The 17718-nt window shown below is 65.6% G+C and carries 15 protein-coding genes and 1 other RNA gene; 4 read left to right on the forward strand and 12 right to left on the reverse strand.

Annotated features, from left to right (window positions below):
• The 9 genes from AC1RVW_RS20660 to gyrA all read right to left on the reverse strand — a co-directional run.
• The coding region (locus AC1RVW_RS20660) for a LapA family protein (RefSeq protein WP_493202169.1) at positions 1-309 on the reverse strand (309 nt) is incomplete at its 3' end.
• Between the two features lie 57 nt (positions 310-366).
• The gene (locus AC1RVW_RS20665) at positions 367-693 is read right to left on the reverse strand and encodes an integration host factor subunit beta (RefSeq protein WP_081266813.1); all 327 of its coding nucleotides are present in this window, start codon (positions 691-693) and stop codon (positions 367-369) included.
• A gap of 71 nt (positions 694-764) precedes the next feature.
• Positions 765-2453 carry a 30S ribosomal protein S1 gene (gene rpsA / locus AC1RVW_RS20670; RefSeq protein ID WP_081266812.1) on the reverse strand — a complete coding sequence of 563 codons (1689 nt, stop codon included), beginning with the start codon at positions 2451-2453 and terminating at the stop codon, positions 765-767.
• Between the two features lie 204 nt (positions 2454-2657).
• Positions 2658-4670 carry a bifunctional 3-phosphoshikimate 1-carboxyvinyltransferase/cytidylate kinase gene (locus AC1RVW_RS20675; protein WP_493202172.1) on the reverse strand — a complete coding sequence of 671 codons (2013 nt, stop codon included), beginning with the start codon at positions 4668-4670 and terminating at the stop codon, positions 2658-2660.
• Between the two features lies 1 nt (position 4671).
• Positions 4672-5562: a prephenate dehydrogenase gene (locus AC1RVW_RS20680; RefSeq protein WP_106935177.1), complete on the reverse strand. Its 891-nt coding sequence runs from the start codon at positions 5560-5562 to the stop codon at positions 4672-4674.
• Positions 5563-5582: 20 nt separating this feature from the next.
• Positions 5583-6707 carry a prephenate dehydratase gene (gene pheA, locus AC1RVW_RS20685; protein ID WP_081266809.1) on the reverse strand — a complete coding sequence of 375 codons (1125 nt, stop codon included), beginning with the start codon at positions 6705-6707 and terminating at the stop codon, positions 5583-5585.
• Positions 6708-6736: 29 nt separating this feature from the next.
• Positions 6737-7804 (reverse strand): 3-phosphoserine/phosphohydroxythreonine transaminase, encoded by a 1068-nt coding sequence (serC, locus tag AC1RVW_RS20690; protein WP_493202237.1) that lies wholly within the window; start codon positions 7802-7804, stop codon positions 6737-6739.
• A 69-nt stretch (positions 7805-7873) separates the two neighbouring features.
• Positions 7874-8455 (reverse strand): DUF2059 domain-containing protein, encoded by a 582-nt coding sequence (locus AC1RVW_RS20695; protein WP_081266807.1) that lies wholly within the window; start codon positions 8453-8455, stop codon positions 7874-7876.
• Positions 8452-11097, reverse strand: a complete 2646-nt coding sequence (gyrA, locus tag AC1RVW_RS20700; protein WP_081266806.1) for a DNA gyrase subunit A — start codon at positions 11095-11097, stop codon at positions 8452-8454. Before gyrA ends, AC1RVW_RS20695 begins: the two co-directional genes overlap by 4 nt.
• Positions 11098-11321: 224 nt before the next feature.
• Between gyrA and ompA the strand changes: the two genes are divergently transcribed.
• The 4 genes from ompA (at position 11322) to ssrA (ending at position 13886) form a co-directional block, all read left to right on the forward strand.
• Positions 11322-11972 carry an outer membrane protein OmpA gene (gene ompA, locus AC1RVW_RS20705; protein ID WP_081266805.1) on the forward strand — a complete coding sequence of 217 codons (651 nt, stop codon included), beginning with the start codon at positions 11322-11324 and terminating at the stop codon, positions 11970-11972.
• Positions 11973-12101: 129 nt separating this feature from the next.
• A complete protein-coding gene (gene ubiG / locus AC1RVW_RS20710; RefSeq protein ID WP_493202176.1) occupies positions 12102-12821 on the forward strand; it encodes a bifunctional 2-polyprenyl-6-hydroxyphenol methylase/3-demethylubiquinol 3-O-methyltransferase UbiG in 720 nt (239 codons plus the stop codon).
• Positions 12818-13489 carry a phosphoglycolate phosphatase gene (gph, locus tag AC1RVW_RS20715; protein ID WP_081266803.1) on the forward strand — a complete coding sequence of 224 codons (672 nt, stop codon included), beginning with the start codon at positions 12818-12820 and terminating at the stop codon, positions 13487-13489. Before ubiG ends, gph begins: the two co-directional genes overlap by 4 nt.
• A 12-nt stretch (positions 13490-13501) precedes the next feature.
• Positions 13502-13886, forward strand: a transfer-messenger RNA (tmRNA) gene (gene ssrA / locus AC1RVW_RS20720).
• 52 nt (positions 13887-13938) lie between these two features.
• On the opposite strand, the gene AC1RVW_RS20725 is transcribed toward ssrA, so the two are convergent.
• From AC1RVW_RS20725 to AC1RVW_RS20735, 3 genes are read right to left on the reverse strand one after another with little or no spacing between them, the layout of a single operon-like run.
• Entirely contained in the window at positions 13939-14829 is an 891-nt protein-coding gene (locus tag AC1RVW_RS20725) for an NAD(P)-dependent oxidoreductase (protein WP_493202179.1), read from the reverse strand.
• A gap of 9 nt (positions 14830-14838) precedes the next feature.
• Complete coding sequence (locus AC1RVW_RS20730; protein WP_493202180.1) at positions 14839-16287, reverse strand: aldehyde dehydrogenase family protein; 1449 nt, start codon at positions 16285-16287, stop codon at positions 14839-14841.
• Between the two features lie 25 nt (positions 16288-16312).
• The gene (locus tag AC1RVW_RS20735) at positions 16313-17716 is read right to left on the reverse strand and encodes an amidase (RefSeq protein ID WP_493202182.1); all 1404 of its coding nucleotides are present in this window, start codon (positions 17714-17716) and stop codon (positions 16313-16315) included.
• Positions 17717-17718 lie beyond the last annotated feature (2 nt).

Consider the following 17718-nt stretch of genomic DNA (forward strand, 5'->3'; position numbering starts at 1 on the left):
GTCGGGGGCGGAAGTGGGCTGGGCCGCTGCAGGAGCGGCCACGGCCGCCGATGCCGCGGGGGACGGTGCTTCGGCGGGGACTGCAGGCAACTGCGCCGCCGCGGTACGGTGTTTCCACCAGCCCGGCAGCATGCCGAGCGCACCCACCACGAGCCCGCCGGCAAAGGCCGCGAGCACGACGAGCACCAGTGGTGCGCGCCAGTAGGTGCCGAAGAAGAAATAGACGGTCGCGTCGTGCTGGTTGTTCAGCGCGAAGGCGAATAGCGTAAAAAAAATGGCTGCCTTGAGCAGCCACAGGAGGTATTTCATAGCCGTTCCCGTTGCCGGGAGCATTCTACGTTTGCAGGCATTCTGATCGTCCGTGCGTCAGGCCTTGCGGGCCTTGGCTTCCTTGTCCGCGTCGAGCTCGGCCGTCTTTGCATCCACGGCTTCGCGCAGCGCCTTGCCGGGCTTGAAGTGCGGCACTCGTTTTTCGGGAATCTGCACGCTCTCGCCCGAACGCGGGTTGCGGCCGATGCGCGGCGGACGGCGGTTGACCGAGAAGCTGCCGAAGCCACGGATTTCGATGCGGTGCCCGCGCACCAGTGCGTCGCTCATCGCGTCGAGGATGGTCTTGACGGCGTATTCGGCGTCGCGGTGCGTCAGTTGCGCAAAGCGGGCTGCGAGTTCTTCGACGAGGTCTGAGCGGGTCATGGGCCAAACAAAAACGTGGACGAAAAAAAAGACAGAGCGGCCCCAGGGCCTGCTCTGTCTCCGGACTCAGCTTACTTGTTGTCGCTGTTGTCGAGCTTGGCGCGCAGCAGTGCGCCCAGGCTGGTCGTGCCCGCGTTTTCGCGTGCCGACTGCTGGCTCAGGCTGGCCATGGCGCCTTGTTCGTCGACCATGTCCTTCTGCTTGATCGACAGCTGGATGTTGCGGGTCTTGCGATCCACATTCACGACGATGGCGGTGACTTCGTCGCCTTCCTTCAGCACGTTGCGGGCATCTTCGACGCGGTCGCGCGAGATTTCCGAAGCACGCAGGTAGCCGATGATGTCTTCGCCGAGGTCGATTTCAGCGCCGCGGGCGTCCACCGTCTTGACCTTGCCGGTCACGATCTGGCCCTTGTCGTTCACGGTGGTGAACGTGGTGAACGGGTCGCTGTCGAGCTGCTTGATGCCCAGCGAGATGCGCTCGCGGTCGACGTCGACTGCCAGCACGATCGCTTCGACTTCCTGGCCCTTCTTGTAGTTGCGAACGGCGGTTTCGCCGGCTTCGTTCCACGAGAGGTCCGAGAGGTGAACCAGGCCGTCGATGCCGGCAGCCAGACCCACGAACACGCCGAAGTCGGTGATCGACTTGATCGGGCCCTTGACGCGGTCGCCACGCTTCGTGTTCTGGGCGAACTCTTGCCACGGGTTGGCCTTGCACTGCTTCATGCCCAGGCTGATGCGGCGCTTGTCTTCGTCGATTTCCAGGACCATGACTTCGACTTCGTCGCCCAGCGAGACGATCTTGTTCGGAGCGATGTTCTTGTTGGTCCAGTCCATTTCGGAGACGTGCACCAGGCCTTCGATGCCGGGTTCGAGTTCGACGAACGCGCCGTAGTCGGCAATGTTCGTGACCTTGCCGAACAGGCGGGTCGATTGCGGGTAGCGGCGCGAAACGCCCATCCACGGGTCGTCGCCCATTTGCTTGAGACCCAGCGAGACACGGTTCTTCTCGGTGTCGAACTTGAGGATCTTGGCGGTGATTTCCTGGCCGGCCTGAACGACTTCGCTCGGGTGGCGGACACGGCGCCATGCCATGTCGGTGATGTGCAGCAGGCCGTCGATGCCGCCGAGGTCCACGAACGCACCGTATTCGGTGATGTTCTTGACCACGCCGCGCACGACTGCGCCTTCCTTCAGCGTTTCCATCAGCTTGGCGCGTTCTTCGCCCATGCTGGCTTCGACCACGGCACGGCGCGACAGCACGACGTTGTTGCGCTTGCGGTCGAGCTTGATGACCTTGAATTCGAGGGTCTTGTTCTCGTACGGGGTCAGGTCCTTGATCGGACGCGTGTCGATCAGCGAGCCCGGCAGGAACGCGCGGATGCCGTTGACCAGGACCGTGAGGCCGCCCTTGACCTTGCCGCTGGTGGTGCCGGTGACGAAGTCGCCCGATTCCAGTGCCTTCTCCAGGGCGAGCCACGAAGCCAGACGCTTGGCGGTGTCGCGCGAGAGGATGGTGTCGCCGTAGCCGTTTTCAACGCTGCCGATGGCAACGGAAACGAAATCGCCGGCCTGAACTTCGAGTTCGCCCTTGTCGTTCTTGAACTCTTCGATCGGCACATACGCTTCGGACTTCAGACCGGCGTTGACGACGACGTGGTTGTGTTCGACACGCACGACTTCGGCCGTGATGACCTCGCCGGTGCGCATTTCGGAACGCTTCAGGGACTCTTCGAATAGGTCGGCAAAAGATTCAGACATTTATGGTTCCTTCCGTCAGGCAGGGTTGGCAGGCGCTCATGCGAAATTGCGTGCGGCTGCTGTGGGTCTGTAGACGGCGGTTTTGTGGGCTTTTTGGATATAAACCCGGGTTGGTTGAACAACCAGCAGGCCGGTGCGCTGTCGCGCGAAGAGAGCCTGCTGGAGCGGTATGCGCCTTTGGATATTCCGTCTGGCGCCAGCTTTTCAAGCGGACTTGAAAGGCTGTACTTGCTGCCACCAGTCCAACACCTGGTCGATCGATTGCTCGATGGACAGCTGGGAGTTGTCGAGGTGGCGGGCGTCGTGCGCCGGCTTGAGGGGGGCGACGCTGCGGGAGGAATCCCGGGCGTCACGCGCTTCCAAGTCGGAGCGAAGACTGTCGAGTGTAGTCGAAATACCCTTTGAAATCAACTGCTTATGGCGCCGTTCGGCGCGCTCGGCGGCGCTGGCCGTGAGGAACACCTTGAGCGCCGCGTCGGGGAAGATCACGGTGCCCATGTCGCGGCCGTCGGCCACCAGCCCGGGCAACTGGCGAAAACGCTGCTGCAGGGCCAGCAGCGCCGCGCGCACGGCGGGCAGCGTGGAGACGCGGGAGGCGTCCATGCCGGCCGCCTCGGTGCGGATCTCGTCGCTGACGTCTTCGCCGGCCAGCAGCACCTTGCCCTCGGTGAATTGCAGGGGCAGGCCGGCGGCGAGGGCGGCGATCTGCGCTTCGTGCTGGGCGTCGGCGCTCAGGCCGGCGCGGCGCATGGCCAGGCCTGTCACGCGATAGAGCGAGCCCGAATCGAGGTAGTGGTAGCCCAGCAGCCGCGCCACTTCGGCCGCCAGCGTGCCTTTGCCGGAGGCGGTCGGGCCGTCGATGCAGATCACCGGCACCTCCGTGGCCTCGGCCACCGAGAACAGGGTCTCGAAATAGTCGGGGAAGGTCTTGGCGACGCAATGCGGATCGAGGATGCGCACCGGCACGCCCGCCGGGTTGAACGCCGCGAGCGAGAAGCACATGGCCACGCGGTGGTCGTCGTAGGTGTGGATGCTCGCGGGACGCCAGCCGGCCTGTGCCAACGGGTGCACGCGGATGAAGTCCGGCCCGGCCTCGACGGCGGCGCCGAGCTTCTTCAGCTCGTTGGCCATGGCGTCGATGCGGTCGGTTTCCTTCACGCGCCAGCTCGCGATGTTGCGCAGCGTGGTCGGGCCGTCGGCATACAGCGCCATGACGGCCAGCGTCATCGCCGCGTCGGGGATGTGGTTGGCGTCGATGTCGATGGCCTTGAGCGGCCAGGCGCCGCGGCGCACTTCGAGCCAGTTGGGGCCGCTGTCGACCTGCGCGCCCATCTGGCGGGCTGCGTCGATGAAGCGGATGTCGCCCTGGATCGAATCGGCGCCCACGCCCTCGATGCGGATGCCGTTCCTGCCGGAAACGCCGGTCGCGATGGCGCCCAGTGCTATGAAATAGCTGGCGGAAGAAGCATCGGCCTCGACGTGGATGTCGCCGGGCGAGCTGTACTGGCTGCCGGCAGGAATGGTGAAGCGTTCCCAGCCGTCGCGGCGCACATGGATGCCGAAGCGCGCCAGCAGGTTCAGCGTGATCTCGATGTAGGGCTTGGAGATCAGCTCGCCGACCACCTCGATCACGATGTCGTTGGCGGCAGCCAGCGGCAACGCCAGCAGCAGCGCGGTCAGGAACTGGCTCGACACGTCGCCCCGCACGCGGATCGGCGCGTCGAGTGCCAGTTCGCCGTGCGGCACCGGGTGGATGCGCAGCGGCGGGTAGCCGGGGTTGCCGAGGTAGTCGATGCGGCAGCCGAGCTGGGTCAGTGCGTCGACCAGGTCGCCGATCGGGCGCTCGTGCATGCGCGGCACGCCGCTGAGCTCGAACTCGCCGCCCAGCAGCGACAGCGCCGCCGTCAGCGGACGCATCGCGGTACCGGCGTTGCCGAGGAACAGCGGCAGCAGCGTCTCGCTGGGCTGGAGCTGGCCGCCGAGGCCGGCGATGCGCAGGGTGTTGCCGTCCGGATCGATGCCGCAGCCGAGCGCGCGCAGCGCGGTGAGCATCACGCGCGTGTCGTCGGAATCGAGCAGGTCGTGGATGGTGGTGGTGCCGCTGGCGAGCGCCGCCAGCAGCAGCACGCGGTTGGAGATGCTCTTGGAGCCCGGCAGCCGCACCGTGCCGGCCGCGCCCGCGAGGGCCGGCAGGTCGAGGAAGGTGGTCGAGAACATCTCAGTTGTCCTGCTGCTGAGACGAGGTGTCGGTGGCCGGCTTCCAGGCCGCGCGGGCCTTGCTGGCGGTGGCGATGGATTGCTCCAGCCCTTGCAGGTCGCCCGCCGTCATCAGTGCCTCGAGGTCTTGCAGCGCCTTGCGAAAAGCCTGCGACTGCTGCAGCACCTGTTCGCGGTTGGCCAGCAGCACGTCGCGCCACATCACCGGGTCGCTTGCGGCAATGCGCGAGAAATCGCGGAAGCCCGGGCCCGCGAGGCTCAGGAAGCGGTCGCCCTGGGGCTGGCTGGCGATGGCGTTGGTGTATGCGAAGGCCAGCAGGTGCGGCAGGTGGCTCACGGCGGCGAAGGCGGCGTCGTGCTCTTCGTGCGTCATGGTGACCACATGCGCGCCGATGCCGCTCCACACCTGCGAGGCCCGCTGCACGTTGGAGCGCAGCGTGGTCTTCACAGGGGTCAGCACGACTTGGCGGCCGTTGAAGAGCGAGGCCTCGGCATGCTCGATGCCCGACAGTTCCTTGCCCGCGATCGGGTGTGCCGGCACGAAATTCGCGAACTGGCGCTGCAGCCCGTTGCGGGCGGCTTCGATCACGTCGCCCTTGGTCGAGCCGACGTCCATCACGAGCGTTTCGCTTGCGATGCCATGGCGGATGGCCTTGAACGTGGCTTCCGATGCGGCCACCGGCACCGCCAGCAGCACGATGTCGGCGCCCGACACCGCCAGCAGCGCCGAAGGCGCCGCCACGTCGATCACGCCGAGCTGGCGTGCCCGCTCGGTGGTGGAGGGCGACTTGCTGTAGCCCACCACGCGTTTCACCAGCTTCGCGCGCTTGAGCGCGAGCGCGAAGGAGCCGCCCATCAGGCCGCAGCCGATCAGTCCCAGTTGTTCGAACATGCTGTGTGTCTGCCTGCCGCTCAGGACTTGACGGGGTAGGCGCCCAGCACCTTGTAGAAGGCGCAGAGTCCGCGCAGTTCGGCCAGGGCCGCGGCCACGTTGGGCTGCGAGGGGTGGCCGTCGAGGTCGATGTAGAAGTAGTACTCCCACTGGCCGGTGCGCGCGGGGCGCGACTCGAAGCGGGTCATCGACACGTTGTTGGCCTTCAGCGGAACCAGCAGGTCGTGCACCGCGCCGGGCCGGTTAGGCACCGAGACGATCAGGCTGGTGCAGTCGCGGCCCGAGGCCGGCGGCATGGCCAGCGTCTGCGGCAGGCAGATGACGGAGAAGCGGGTGCGGTTGTAGGAGTCGTCCTGGATGGCGTGCGCCACGATGTGCAGGCCGAAGCGGGTGGCGGCGCGTTCGCCGGCCAGCGCGGCCCAGGCCGGGTTGGTCGACGCGAGGCGGGCGCCCTCGGCGTTGCTCGACACGGCGCGCCGTTCGGCATTCGGGAGGTGCTTGGACAGCCAGGTCTGGCACTGGGCCAGCGCCTGCGGATGGGCCAGCACGGCTTCCACGCCTTCGAGCGAGTTGCTGCTGCGCAGGAGGTGGTGGCGCACCAGCAGGCTGACTTCGCCGACGACATGGGTGGGCGAGTGCAGGAACAGGTCGAGCGAGCGCGTGACCACGCCTTCGGTCGAGTTCTCGACGCCGACCACGCCGTACTGGGCGCTGCCGGCGGCCGTGGCGTGGAACACCTCGTCGAAGCTGGCGCAGTAGATCAGGTCGGCGGCGCCGCCGAAATATTCGATGGCAGCCTGTTCGCAGAAGGTGCCCTCGGGGCCCAGCACGGCGACGCGCTGCGGCGATTCGAGCGCCAGGCAGGCCGACATGATTTCGCGCCAGATGGCCGCCACGTGGAGATCCTTGAGCGGACCGCCGTTGCTCTTCTGCATCTTGTCGATGACCTGCGCCACGCGATCGGGGCGGAAGAACGGCGTGCCCTCGCGCTTCTTGACCTCGCCGACCAGCTCGGCCACGTGGGCCCGCTCGTTGAGCAGGCTGAGCAGGCGCTGGTCGAGCGAGTCGATCTGCACGCGCAGATCGGCCAGGCTCTCGGAGTTATCGGAAGGTGAAGAGGGTGGTGTGGGGGCGGAGGCGGTCATCGGTGCGGGCAACTGAGCGGAGCATGCGCCTAGGCATGCGATCGCTCGAATTCTCGCATGTAGCCCACCAGCGCCTGCACCCCTTCCAGCGGCATGGCGTTGTAAATGCTGGCGCGCATGCCGCCGACCGACTTGTGCCCCTTGAGCTGCAGCAGCCCGGCTTCGCGCGCACCGGCCAGGAAGGCTTCGTTGCGCCCTTCGTCCGCCAGGAAGAACGGCACGTTCATGCGCGAGCGGCAGTTGGGGTCGATGCGGTTGGCGTAGAAGTCGGAGCCGTCGATGTAGTCGTACAGCAGCTTCGCCTTGGCGATGTTGCGCTGCTCGATGGCCGCGACGCCCGTGAGGCCGCCTTCCGTTTGCTGCAGCAGCCACTGGAACGTGAGCCCCGCCATGTAGATGCCCCAGGTCGGCGGGGTGTTGTACATGGAGTTGTTGTCGGCCACGGTCTTGTAGTTGAACGCGCTCGGGCAGATCTCGAGCGCGTGGCCGAGCAGGTCGTCGCGCACGACGACGATCGTCAGGCCGGCCGGGCCGAGGTTCTTCTGCGCGCCGCCGAAGGCCAGGCCCACGCGGCTCCAGTCGACGCTGCGCGAGGCGACGTGCGACGAGAAATCGATGACCAGCGGGGCATTGCTGCCCAGCGCCGCCAGGTCGGGCAGCTGCTGGAACTCGATGCCGTTGATGGTCTCGTTGGAGCACACATGCACGTACGAGGCGTCCTTGGACAGCTGCCAGGTCGCGGGATCGGGCAATCTGGTGTGCTGGTCGTCGGCATTGCTGGCGACCACGCGCGCTGTGCAGTAGCGCTGCGCTTCCTTGTGCGACTTGGTGCTCCAGCTGCCGGTAATGACGAAGTCGGCGGTCTTGCCGCGCGACAGGTTCAGCGGAACGATGGCGTTCTCGCCGAGGCCGCCACCCTGCATGAACAGGATGTGGAAATTGGAGGGCACGGCCAGCAGCGTGCGGATGTCGGCTTCGGCCTGCGTGCAGATCGAGCCGAATTCCTTGCCGCGATGGCTCATTTCCATCACGCTCATGCCGCTGCCGTGCCAGTCGAGCATTTCGGAGGCGGCGCGTTGCAGCACCGCCTCCGGCATGGCAGCCGGGCCGGCCGAAAAGTTGTAGGGGCGCTTGCCGGCCGGCGTCTGCTGCTGGGTCACGTTGCTTTACTTCTTGGCTGGTGCCTTGGCCGGGGCCTTGGCGGCGGGGGCGGCGGCATCGGTCGGGGCGCCGAGGGCCTTGGCGACGTTCTCGTCGAGTGCGCGCATCTTCGGTTCGATGGTGGCGCGCGTGTCGGCCACCAGCTTTTCCGTCAGTGCGGTCTGCATCTTCGGGTTCAGCTCCTGGTACTTCTTGCTCAGGGGCGAGTTGATCCAGGCCAGCAGTTGCTTGAGCTCGTCTTCGCTGAAGTTCTGCTCGAGCAGCGGGGTCAGGGCACCAGGAGCCAGCTGCACTGCCTTGTCGCGCACGATCGGGTAGGCGTCGTCGAAGTATTTCTTCAGCTCGGCGTCGGCAGCCTTGGCGGCAGACTCGCGCTTTGCTTCCGGCACCTGCGTCTGCAGGTACTGCGAACCCGCCTGTGCGATCGGAGCGCTCGATTGCTCGACCAGGCCGCGCGCCAGCGATTCGATGCCGGGACGCTGGATGTCGATGAACTGCTTGATGAGCGTGGCCTTGTCCTGGGCCATTGCGGCCATCGAACTGCTGGCCAGGGCGACCGTCAGAAGTGCGAGTTTGATTTTTTTCACTGAGGATTCTCCGTTGAAGATGAGGAAGTATCGTCCGCGTCAGGCTCGGTTTCGCCATTCGCGTCGTTTTCGACGATACGTTGCAGCCCGCTGAGTTTGGCGCCTTCGTCGAGTCCGATCAGCGTGACGCCTTGCGTCGCACGACCCAGTTCGCGAATCTCGGCAACCCGCGTGCGTACAAGCACGCCCTTGTCGGTAATGAGCATGATCTCATCATCCGAATGCACGAGTGTGGCGGCAACGACTTTGCCGTTGCGCTCACTCTGTTGAATCGCGATCATGCCTTTGGTTCCGCGGCCGTGGCGCGTGTATTCCGTAATGCTTGTGCGTTTTCCGTAACCGTTTTCGGTCGCGGTGAGCACGCTTTGCTGCTCGTCCTCGGCCACCAGCATGGCGATCACGCCCTGGCCCGGGTCGAGCGACATGCCCCGCACGCCACGCGCGTTGCGGCCCAGCGGGCGGACGTCTTCCTCGTCGAAGCGCACGGCCTTGCCGCCGTCGCTGAAGAGCATCACGTCGTGCTTGCCGTCGGTCAGGGCGGCGCCGATCAGGTAGTCGCCCTCGTCCAGGTTCACGGCAATGATGCCGCCCTTGCGCGGGTTGTTGAACTCGTCGAGCGCGGTCTTTTTCACGGTGCCCATCGAGGTTGCCATGAACACGTACTGGTCGGCCGGGAAGGTGCGCTTTTCACCGGTGAGGGCGAGGGCGACGTTGATCTTCTCGCCTTCCTGCAGCGGGAACATGTTGACGATCGGACGGCCGCGCGAGCCGCGCGAACCCGCAGGCACTTCCCACACCTTGAGCCAGTACAGCCTGCCGCGGTTCGAGAAGCACAGGATGTAGTCGTGCGTGTTGGCGATGAAGAGCTGGTCGATCCAGTCGTCTTCCTTGGTGGCCGTGGCCTGCTTGCCGCGGCCGCCGCGCTTCTGGGCGCGGTACTCGCCCAGCGGCTGGCTCTTGATGTAGCCGCTGTGCGAGAGCGTCACCACCATGTCGGTCGGCGTGATCAGGTCTTCGGTCGAGAGGTCGTAGGCGCTGTGCTCTACCAGGCTGCGGCGCGCGCCAACCTTCGACTGGCCGAACTCCTGCTTGATGGTGCCCAGCTCGTCGCCGATGATGGTCGAGACGCGCTCGGGCTTGGCCAGGATGTCGAGCAGGTCGTCGATCTCGGCCATGACGTCCTTGTACTCGGCCACGATCTTGTCCTGCTCGAGGCCGGTCAGGCGCTGCAGGCGCATCTGCAGGATTTCCTGGGCTTGCGTGTCCGAGAGGCGATAGAGGCCGTCGCCGCCCATGCCGTACTGGCGCTCGAGGCCCTCGGGGCGGTAGTCGTCGGCGTTGATCACGCCGCCGTCGGCGCGCGAGCGCGTGAGCATCTCGCGCACCAGCTTGCTGTCCCAGCTGCGCGTCATGAGCTCGGCCTTGGCGACCGGCGGCGTGGGCGATTCGCGGATGATGCGGATGAACTCGTCGATGTTCGCCAGCGCCACTGCCAGGCCTTCGAGCACATGGCCGCGCTCGCGTGCCTTGCGCAGGTTGAAGACGGTGCGGCGCGTGACCACTTCGCGGCGGTGTTGCAGGAAGACCTGGATCAGGTCCTTCAGGTTGCACAGCTTGGGCTGCCCGTCGACCAGCGCCACCATGTTGATGCCGAAGGTGTCCTGCAGCTGCGTCTGCTTGTAGAGGTTGTTGAGCACGACCTCGGGCACTTCGCCGCGCTTGAGCTCGATCACCAGGCGCATGCCCGACTTGTCGGACTCGTCCTGGATGTGGCTGATGCCTTCGATCTTCTTCTCGTGCACCAGCTCGGCCATGCGCTCCTGCAGCGTCTTCTTGTTGACCTGGTAGGGGAGCTCGTCGACGATGATCGCCTGGCGCTGGCCGCGGTCGATGTCCTCGAAGTGGCACTTGGCGCGCATCACGACCTTGCCGCGGCCGGTGCGGTAGCCGTCCTTCACGCCGTTGATGCCGTAGATGATGCCGGCGGTGGGGAAGTCGGGCGCCGGCACGATTTCCATCAATTCGTCGATGGAGGCTTCGGGGTTGCGAAGCAGGTAGAGGCAGGCGTCGACGACCTCGTTCAGGTTGTGCGGCGGGATATTGGTGGCCATGCCGACCGCAATACCGCCCGAGCCATTCACAAGCAAATTGGGCAGCTGGCTCGGCAGCACCTTCGGCTCTTTTTCGGAACCGTCGTAATTGTCCTGGAAGTCGACAGTTTCCTTGTCGATATCGGCCAGCATTTCGTGCGCAATTTTGGCCAGCCGGATTTCCGTATAACGCATTGCGGCCGCGTTGTCTCCATCGACCGACCCGAAGTTGCCCTGGCCGTCGACCAGCATGTGGCGCATGGAGAAGTCCTGGGCCAGCCGGACGATGGTGTCGTAGACCGACTGGTCGCCGTGCGGGTGGTACTTACCGATCACGTCACCGACGATACGGGCGGACTTCTTGTACGGCCGGTTCCAGTCGTTGTTGAGTTCGTGCATCGCATAGAGCACGCGCCGGTGTACTGGCTTGAGGCCGTCACGGGCGTCGGGAAGCGCTCGGCCGACGATCACGCTCATGGCGTAATCGAGATAGCTGCTGCGCATTTCCTCTTCAAGACTGATGGGCAGGGTTTCTTTTGCGAAGGAGGTCATGAACGAGGTGCTGGCGGCAGGAAGGTGAAATTTTACGCTGTGAGGGGTGTCGCACCGCCGCAACACAAGGCCTCTATTCCGCCTCCGTCCTACGCTTCGGGGCCGTCCTGCGGCCTGTTTGCCAAAGACCCTATGGCACAATCGCCTCAACGTTTTGGGTGGTGGTCACTTAAAGCGTCCTTGATTCGCAGCGCGGCTGCGGCTTTTTCCCCAAGAGGAGAACCATGAAGAAACTGAATAAAGTGGCGATGATGTTTGCAGTCGCTGCGCTCGCCACTGCCGCCGGCGCGCAGACCCGTGTCACCGCTGCGGACGGCGGTCCTACGATCGACAACTGGCAAAACGGCACCGGCGAACTGGTCTGGAAGAACGGCACGAACGAACTGTGCTGGCGCGATGCCAACTGGACGCCCGCAACGGCTGCCGCTGGTTGCGACGGTGCTCTGGTTCCTGCTGCTCCTGTCGCTACGGCTCCTACGCCTGCTGCTCCGGTTCCCCCGGCTCCCCCGGTCGTGGCCGCCAACAAGGTGACCTTCGCTGCTGACGCCTTCTTCGACTTCGACAAGTCGGTTCTGAAGCCTGAAGGCCGTGCGAAGCTGACCGACTTGGTCGAGAAGATCCGTGGTGTGAACCTCGAAGTGATCATCGCTGTGGGCCACACCGACTCGATCGGTACGGTTGCCTACAACCAGCGTCTGTCGGTCCGTCGCGCCGAAGCCGTCAAGGCCTTCCTGGTCTCGAAGGGCATCGAACGCAACCGCGTCTACACCGAAGGCAAGGGCAAGTCGCAGCCTGTGGCTGACAACAAGACCAAGGAAGGTCGCGCCAAGAACCGTCGCGTGGAAATCGAAGTGGTCGGCACCCGCGCCAACTAATCAATCGATTCCATCGATCATGAAAACCCCGCTACGGCGGGGTTTTTTTATGTCTGTCGAATTGGCATTCGCTCATTCAGCAAAGCCTTGCTCGGTGTTGTCGGGCATGGCTCGTTTCATAATCGCTGCATGACAGAAAACGTGAATGCCGATCCGGCCGAACTGGCCAAGTTTTCAGAACTCGCGCACCGTTGGTGGGATTTGGAAAGCGAATTCCGACCATTGCACGAAATCAATCCATTGCGCCTGGAATGGATCGACGGTATTGCGCCTATTTCGCAGCGCCGGGTGCTCGATATCGGCTGCGGCGGTGGCATCCTGGCCGATTCGATGGCTCGCAAGGGCGCGGAAGTTCTGGGCATCGACCTGGCCGGCAAGGCGCTCAAGGTGGCGCAACTTCATGCGCTCGAAGCCGGCACGCGCGGCGTGAAGTACCGCGAGATCAGCGCCGAGGCGCTGGCAGCCGAGCAGCCGGGCAGTTTCGATGTCGTCACTTGCATGGAAATGCTCGAGCATGTGCCGCAACCGGCATCGGTGATCCAGGCCTGCGCGGATCTGGTGAAGCCGGGTGGATGGGTGTTCTTCTCGACCATCAACCGAAACCTGAAGTCTTTCATGCTGGCCATAGTGGGCGCCGAATACGTGCTTGGCATGCTGCCGCGTGGGACGCATGAGTACGCGAAGTTGATTCGCCCTAGCGAACTGGCCGCCTATTGCCGGGCAGCCGGGCTCGACCTGCGGCACACCCGGGGCATGGAGCACAACCCGTTGACGCGGCGCTACTGGCTCAGCGGCGACACCAGTGTCAACTACATGTTCGCCACCCGGAAGCCGGGCACTCCGGCATGAGCAGCGGGCTGAAGACGAAAGCGGTGCTGTTTGACCTCGACGGCACGCTGATCGACAGCGCACCCGACCTGGGCGCGGCAGCCGACAAGATGCGTACCGATCGCGGCTTGGCGTCGTATCCGCTCGAAAGATACCGACCGATGGCCGGGGCCGGTGCGCGGGGCATGCTTGGCGTGGCCTTCGGCATCACGCCGGAGTCGCCCGAGTTCGATGAATTGCGCGAAGAGTTCTTCGTGACCTACGAGCGCCGCATGCTGCTCAATACGCAGGTGTTCGACGGCGTTCATGCGTTGATCGAAGCACTGCGCGAGCAGGGGCTTCCATGGGGTGTCGTGACCAACAAGTCGATGCGGTTCACCGACCCGCTCACGCGCGCCATACCGCTCTTCGAGACCGCAGGAGCGGTTATCAGCGGCGACACCACGCCGTTCGCCAAGCCGCATCCAGAGCCCCTGCATGAAGCCGCGCGCCGACTCGGCGTGCCTTCCGATGCCTGCATGTACGTGGGCGACGACGAGCGGGACATCATCGCGGGCCGCGCAGCGGGCATGCGCACCGTTGCCGCCACCTACGGCTACATGGGTTCGCAGGCCGATTCGGCCCTGTGGAAGGCCGACGCCTCAATATCTTCGCCCTTGGAGCTCTTGAAGTTACTCAATAGCGCCTAAAATGGGTGGCTTGGGGCTGCACTGGTTTCGACGTGGGTTCGGAGTCGCAGCGGGGCATGTCGAGCTGAATGCGCTCGTAAAACAGATTCAAACAAACTAACTGCAAACGACGAACGTTTCGCACTCGCTGCTTAATTGCCAGTGAGCCTTGCAACAGTTGGCCGATGGGCTGGGCAAGGGGGTCTGGAGCAATCCTGACCTCCCGGCTGCAAGGATAATTACATGGGCTGGCTTCGATCCGGGTACCTTGGGTCGAGGCGAGAAAATAGGGTGCTGGCGTCCGGTTCAGCGTGTGACTGCGCGGTTCCGGAAGCGAGACTTAAACCAGATCACTAAACATGTAGAACTGCGCGATGAAGGCTTGCGGACGGGGGTTCAAATCCCCCCAGCTCCACCACATTCACACACGCTGAGTCCAACAAGATCCAGGACTTACGCGATCTGGGCAATCAGCGCAACGCTTCGACCAGATCCAGCACCATCCGGTCCGGACCGAATTTCTCGACACCTTGCGTCAGCAGCGCATCCACGGCTTGCGCGATGCCGTGCCCGGCCGACGCCTGTTCCGCCATGTCGTTGTAGTAGCCAAGGTCCTTCTTGGCGTTCGCCATCGAGAACTTCAGCGAATCGGTGCCGCCCGTCAGCAGCTTGGGCTTGACGCGTTCCAGCGCCACGCCGTTGCCGCCGCCCTTGGCGAGCACATCGACGAACACGTCGGGCTTCACGCCGGCGCGCTCCGCACAGGCTGCGGCCTCGCACAGCAGCGCCACGGTGCCCAGCGACACGAAGTTGTGCAGCAGTTTCATCGCGTGGCCGGCGCCGATGCCGCCCACGTGCGTGATGTTCTCGGCAAAGCAGCGCAGCAGCGGCAGGCACGAGGCCAGCACTTCGGCGTCGCCGCCCACCAGCAGGTTCAGGCGCCCTTCGGCCGCCTCCTTGGCGGTGCGCGTCATGGGCGCGTCGATGAACTTGCCGCCCTTGGCGCTCACCGCCTCGGCCACCTTGGTGGTGGAGGCGGGCACTGCCGTGGAGCAGTCGATCACGACCGTACCGGGGCGCAGCGCCGACAGTGCGCCTTGGTCGCCCAGCATCACGGCCTCGACCTGCGGCGTGCCGGTGACGCACAGGATCAGCACGTCGACCTGAGCAGCCAGCGCAGCCACGTCCTTCACCGAAGTGGCGCCGGCCTTCAGCAGACCGTCGATCGGCTGGTTGCCCGCGTGTTCCAGCACGGTCAGCTGGTGGCCGTGCTTGACGATGTTGCTTGCGATGCCGTGGCCCATCAGGCCGACGCCGACGAGGCCGACCTTGCGCGGCGTTTGCTGTTCAGTAGTTGTCATGTGTTGTCTTCATCCGTGCTTGATTGCGATGGTCTTGAGGGTCGTGAATCCGAGCAGGGCTTCGAAGCCCTTTTCGCGGCCGAAGCCGCTGGATTTCACGCCGCCGAAGGGCAGTTCTACACCACCCGCCGCACCGTAATTGTTGACGAAGACCTGCCCGCAGTGCAGCTTGTGCGCCATGCGCAGCTGGCGCGCGCCGTCGCGGGTCCACACGCCGGCCACCAGGCCGAAGTCCGTGCCGTTGGCCAGGCGCACCGCCTCCGCCTCGTCGGCGAAGGGCGTCACGACCAGCACAGGACCGAAGATCTCTCGCTGCGCCAGATCGCTGTCGTGTGGCACATCGCGGAACAGCACGGCCTCCTGGTAGTAGCCGCTGGACGGTGCGTTGGGCGACACCGTGCCGCGCGCCGCCACCTTCAGGCCCGCGGCTTCGGCCGTCGAGACCATGTCGCGCACCTGGCGGAACTGCTTTTCGTTGATGAGCGGGCCCATGTCCAGGTCTTCGGCGGGCGTGCCCGCGCGCACGGCAATGAAGCGCTTCGCGAGCCGCTGCACCAATTCTTCGTAGACCGACTGTTCCACCAGCACGCGGCTGCCGGCCGAGCAGGTCTGGCCCGCGTTCTGGATGATGGCGTTGAGCAGCACCGGCTCGGCCGCGTCCAGGTCGGCGTCGGCGAACACGATCTGCGGCGACTTGCCGCCCAGCTCCAGCGTCACCGGGCAGTGGCGCTCGGCGGCGGCCAGGCCCACGCTGCGGCCGGTCATGGTCGAGCCGGTGAAGGAGATGTGGTCGATGCCCGGGTGCGCGCACAGCGCCGCGCCGGCTTCCTTGCCGTAGCCCGTCACCACGTTGAGTGCGCCGGCCGGGAAGCCGACCTCGGTCGCAAGCTCGGCGAGCCGCAGCAGCGACAGGCTGGCGTCTTCGGCCGGCTTCACCACGCAGGCGTTGCCGGCGGCGAGCGACGCACCCACGCTGCGGCCCGCGATCTGCATCGGGTAGTTCCAGGGAATGATGTGGCCCGTCACGCCGTGCGGGATGCGCACCGTCAGCACCGTGTAGCCGCGTTCGTACGGCAGCGTGTCGCCATGCAGCTTGTCGCAGGCGCCGGCGTAGTACTCCATGTAGCGGGCCAGCGCGGTCGCGTCGTTGCGCGCCACGCGCAGTGCCTTGCCGGTGTCGCGGGCTTCGAGCTGGGCCAGCTCCTCGTGGTGCGCCATGACGGCGGCGCCGAGCTTGCCGAGCAGGCGCCCGCGCTGCAGCGCCGTCATCTCGCCCCAGGGACCGTCGAAGTTGTCGCCCATGGCCCGGCGCGCCGCGCGCACGGCGGTATCGATGTCGGCGGCGGTGCCGCGTGCGATCTCGCCGAACTTGCTGCCGTCGCTCGGGTCGATCACGTCGATGGTGGCGTTGCCTTCGGACGCCACGCGGCGGCCGTCGATGTAGTGGGTGGCGTTCATGGGGTCGATGTCTCCTTGTGGCGGATCACTTGGGTTCCGGCCAGGGTTTCTGTGCTTCGCGGATCTGCTCGAAGGCGCGGCTGAACTGCAGCACGCCCAGGTCGTCGAAACGGCGCCCGGCGATCTGCAGGCCGATGGGCATGCCCTCGGCCGAATAGCCGCAGTTGATCGACGCGGCCGGCTGCTCCGACATGTTGTAGGGCACCGTGAAGCCGATGTGCTCCAGCGGCAGCATCGGATCGTTGGTCGGCGAGGCGTGGTCGGCCGGCGCGGGCAGGTTGGGCGACACCGGCGAGATGACGAAGTCGTAGGCCTTGGTTGCGGCGACCGTGGCCGCGCGCGTGGCGATGAACTGGCTGTAGGCATCGAAGATGTGCGCGCCCGAGAAGCCGGCGGCGCTCTCGGCCCATTCGCGGATGTATGGCAGGATCTTCGCGCGCTTGTCGGCCGGCATCGCCTGGATGTCGATGCACGAGCGCATGCGCCAGAAGTGGTCCATGCCCTGCAGCATCTTCGGCGTCATGAAGGCCGGGATTTCTTCGACGTGCGCACCGGCGGCCTCGATGCGCTTCGCCGCGCGGCGCACCGCCTCGGCGATCTGCGGATCGAGCGGCAGGCCGCAGCCCGCGTCCATGTGCAGCGCCACGCGCTTGCCCTTGAGGAACGACGGATCGACCTCGAAGGCGTTCCAGTCGATGACCGGCGGCGGCAGCTCCGAGTAGTCGCGATCGTCGGGCTGCGCGACCGACGCCATCATCAGCGCCGAGTCGGCCACCGTGCGCGTCATCGGACCGGCGCAGCGGCCCATGTAGGGTGAACTGAGGGGAATGCGGCCGAAGCTGGGCTTGAGCGTGTAGATGCCGCACCAGCTGGCCGGCAGGCGCAGCGAGCCGCCGATGTCCGTGCCCACGTGCAGCGGGCCGTAGCCCGCGGCCGCAGCAGCACCGGCGCCGGAGCTGGAACCGCCCGGCGTGCGCGAAACGTCCCACGGGTTGCGCGAGAGTTCATGAAAGCTCGACAGGCCCGACGACAGCATGCCCAGGTCGGGCATGGTGGTCTTGGCGACCAGCACCGTGCCGTCTTCCTTCAGGCGCGCGGCGGGCGGCGAGTCGTAGCTCATCGGCACCAGGTCGTAGGCGGCGGTGCCCAGCGGCATCGGGTCGCCTTCGGTGGCGAGGTTGTCCTTGATGGTCACGGGCACGCCGTCGAGCATGCCGCGCGGCTTGCCGGCCAGCCAGCGGGCCTCGGAGGCGCGCGCCTGCTCGAGCGCGAGTTCAGGGCGGAACAGCCAGGTTGCGTGCAGCTCGGGCTCGTAGGCAGCGATGCGCTCGTTCACCGAGCGCGCCACTTCCACCGGCGACAGTTCCTTGGCGGCATAGGCCGCGTGCAGCTCCTGCACGCCCAGCGAATAGAGGGGCTTGGTCGTCATCG

The organism is Variovorax sp. MPBD4-3, assembly GCF_058809745.1.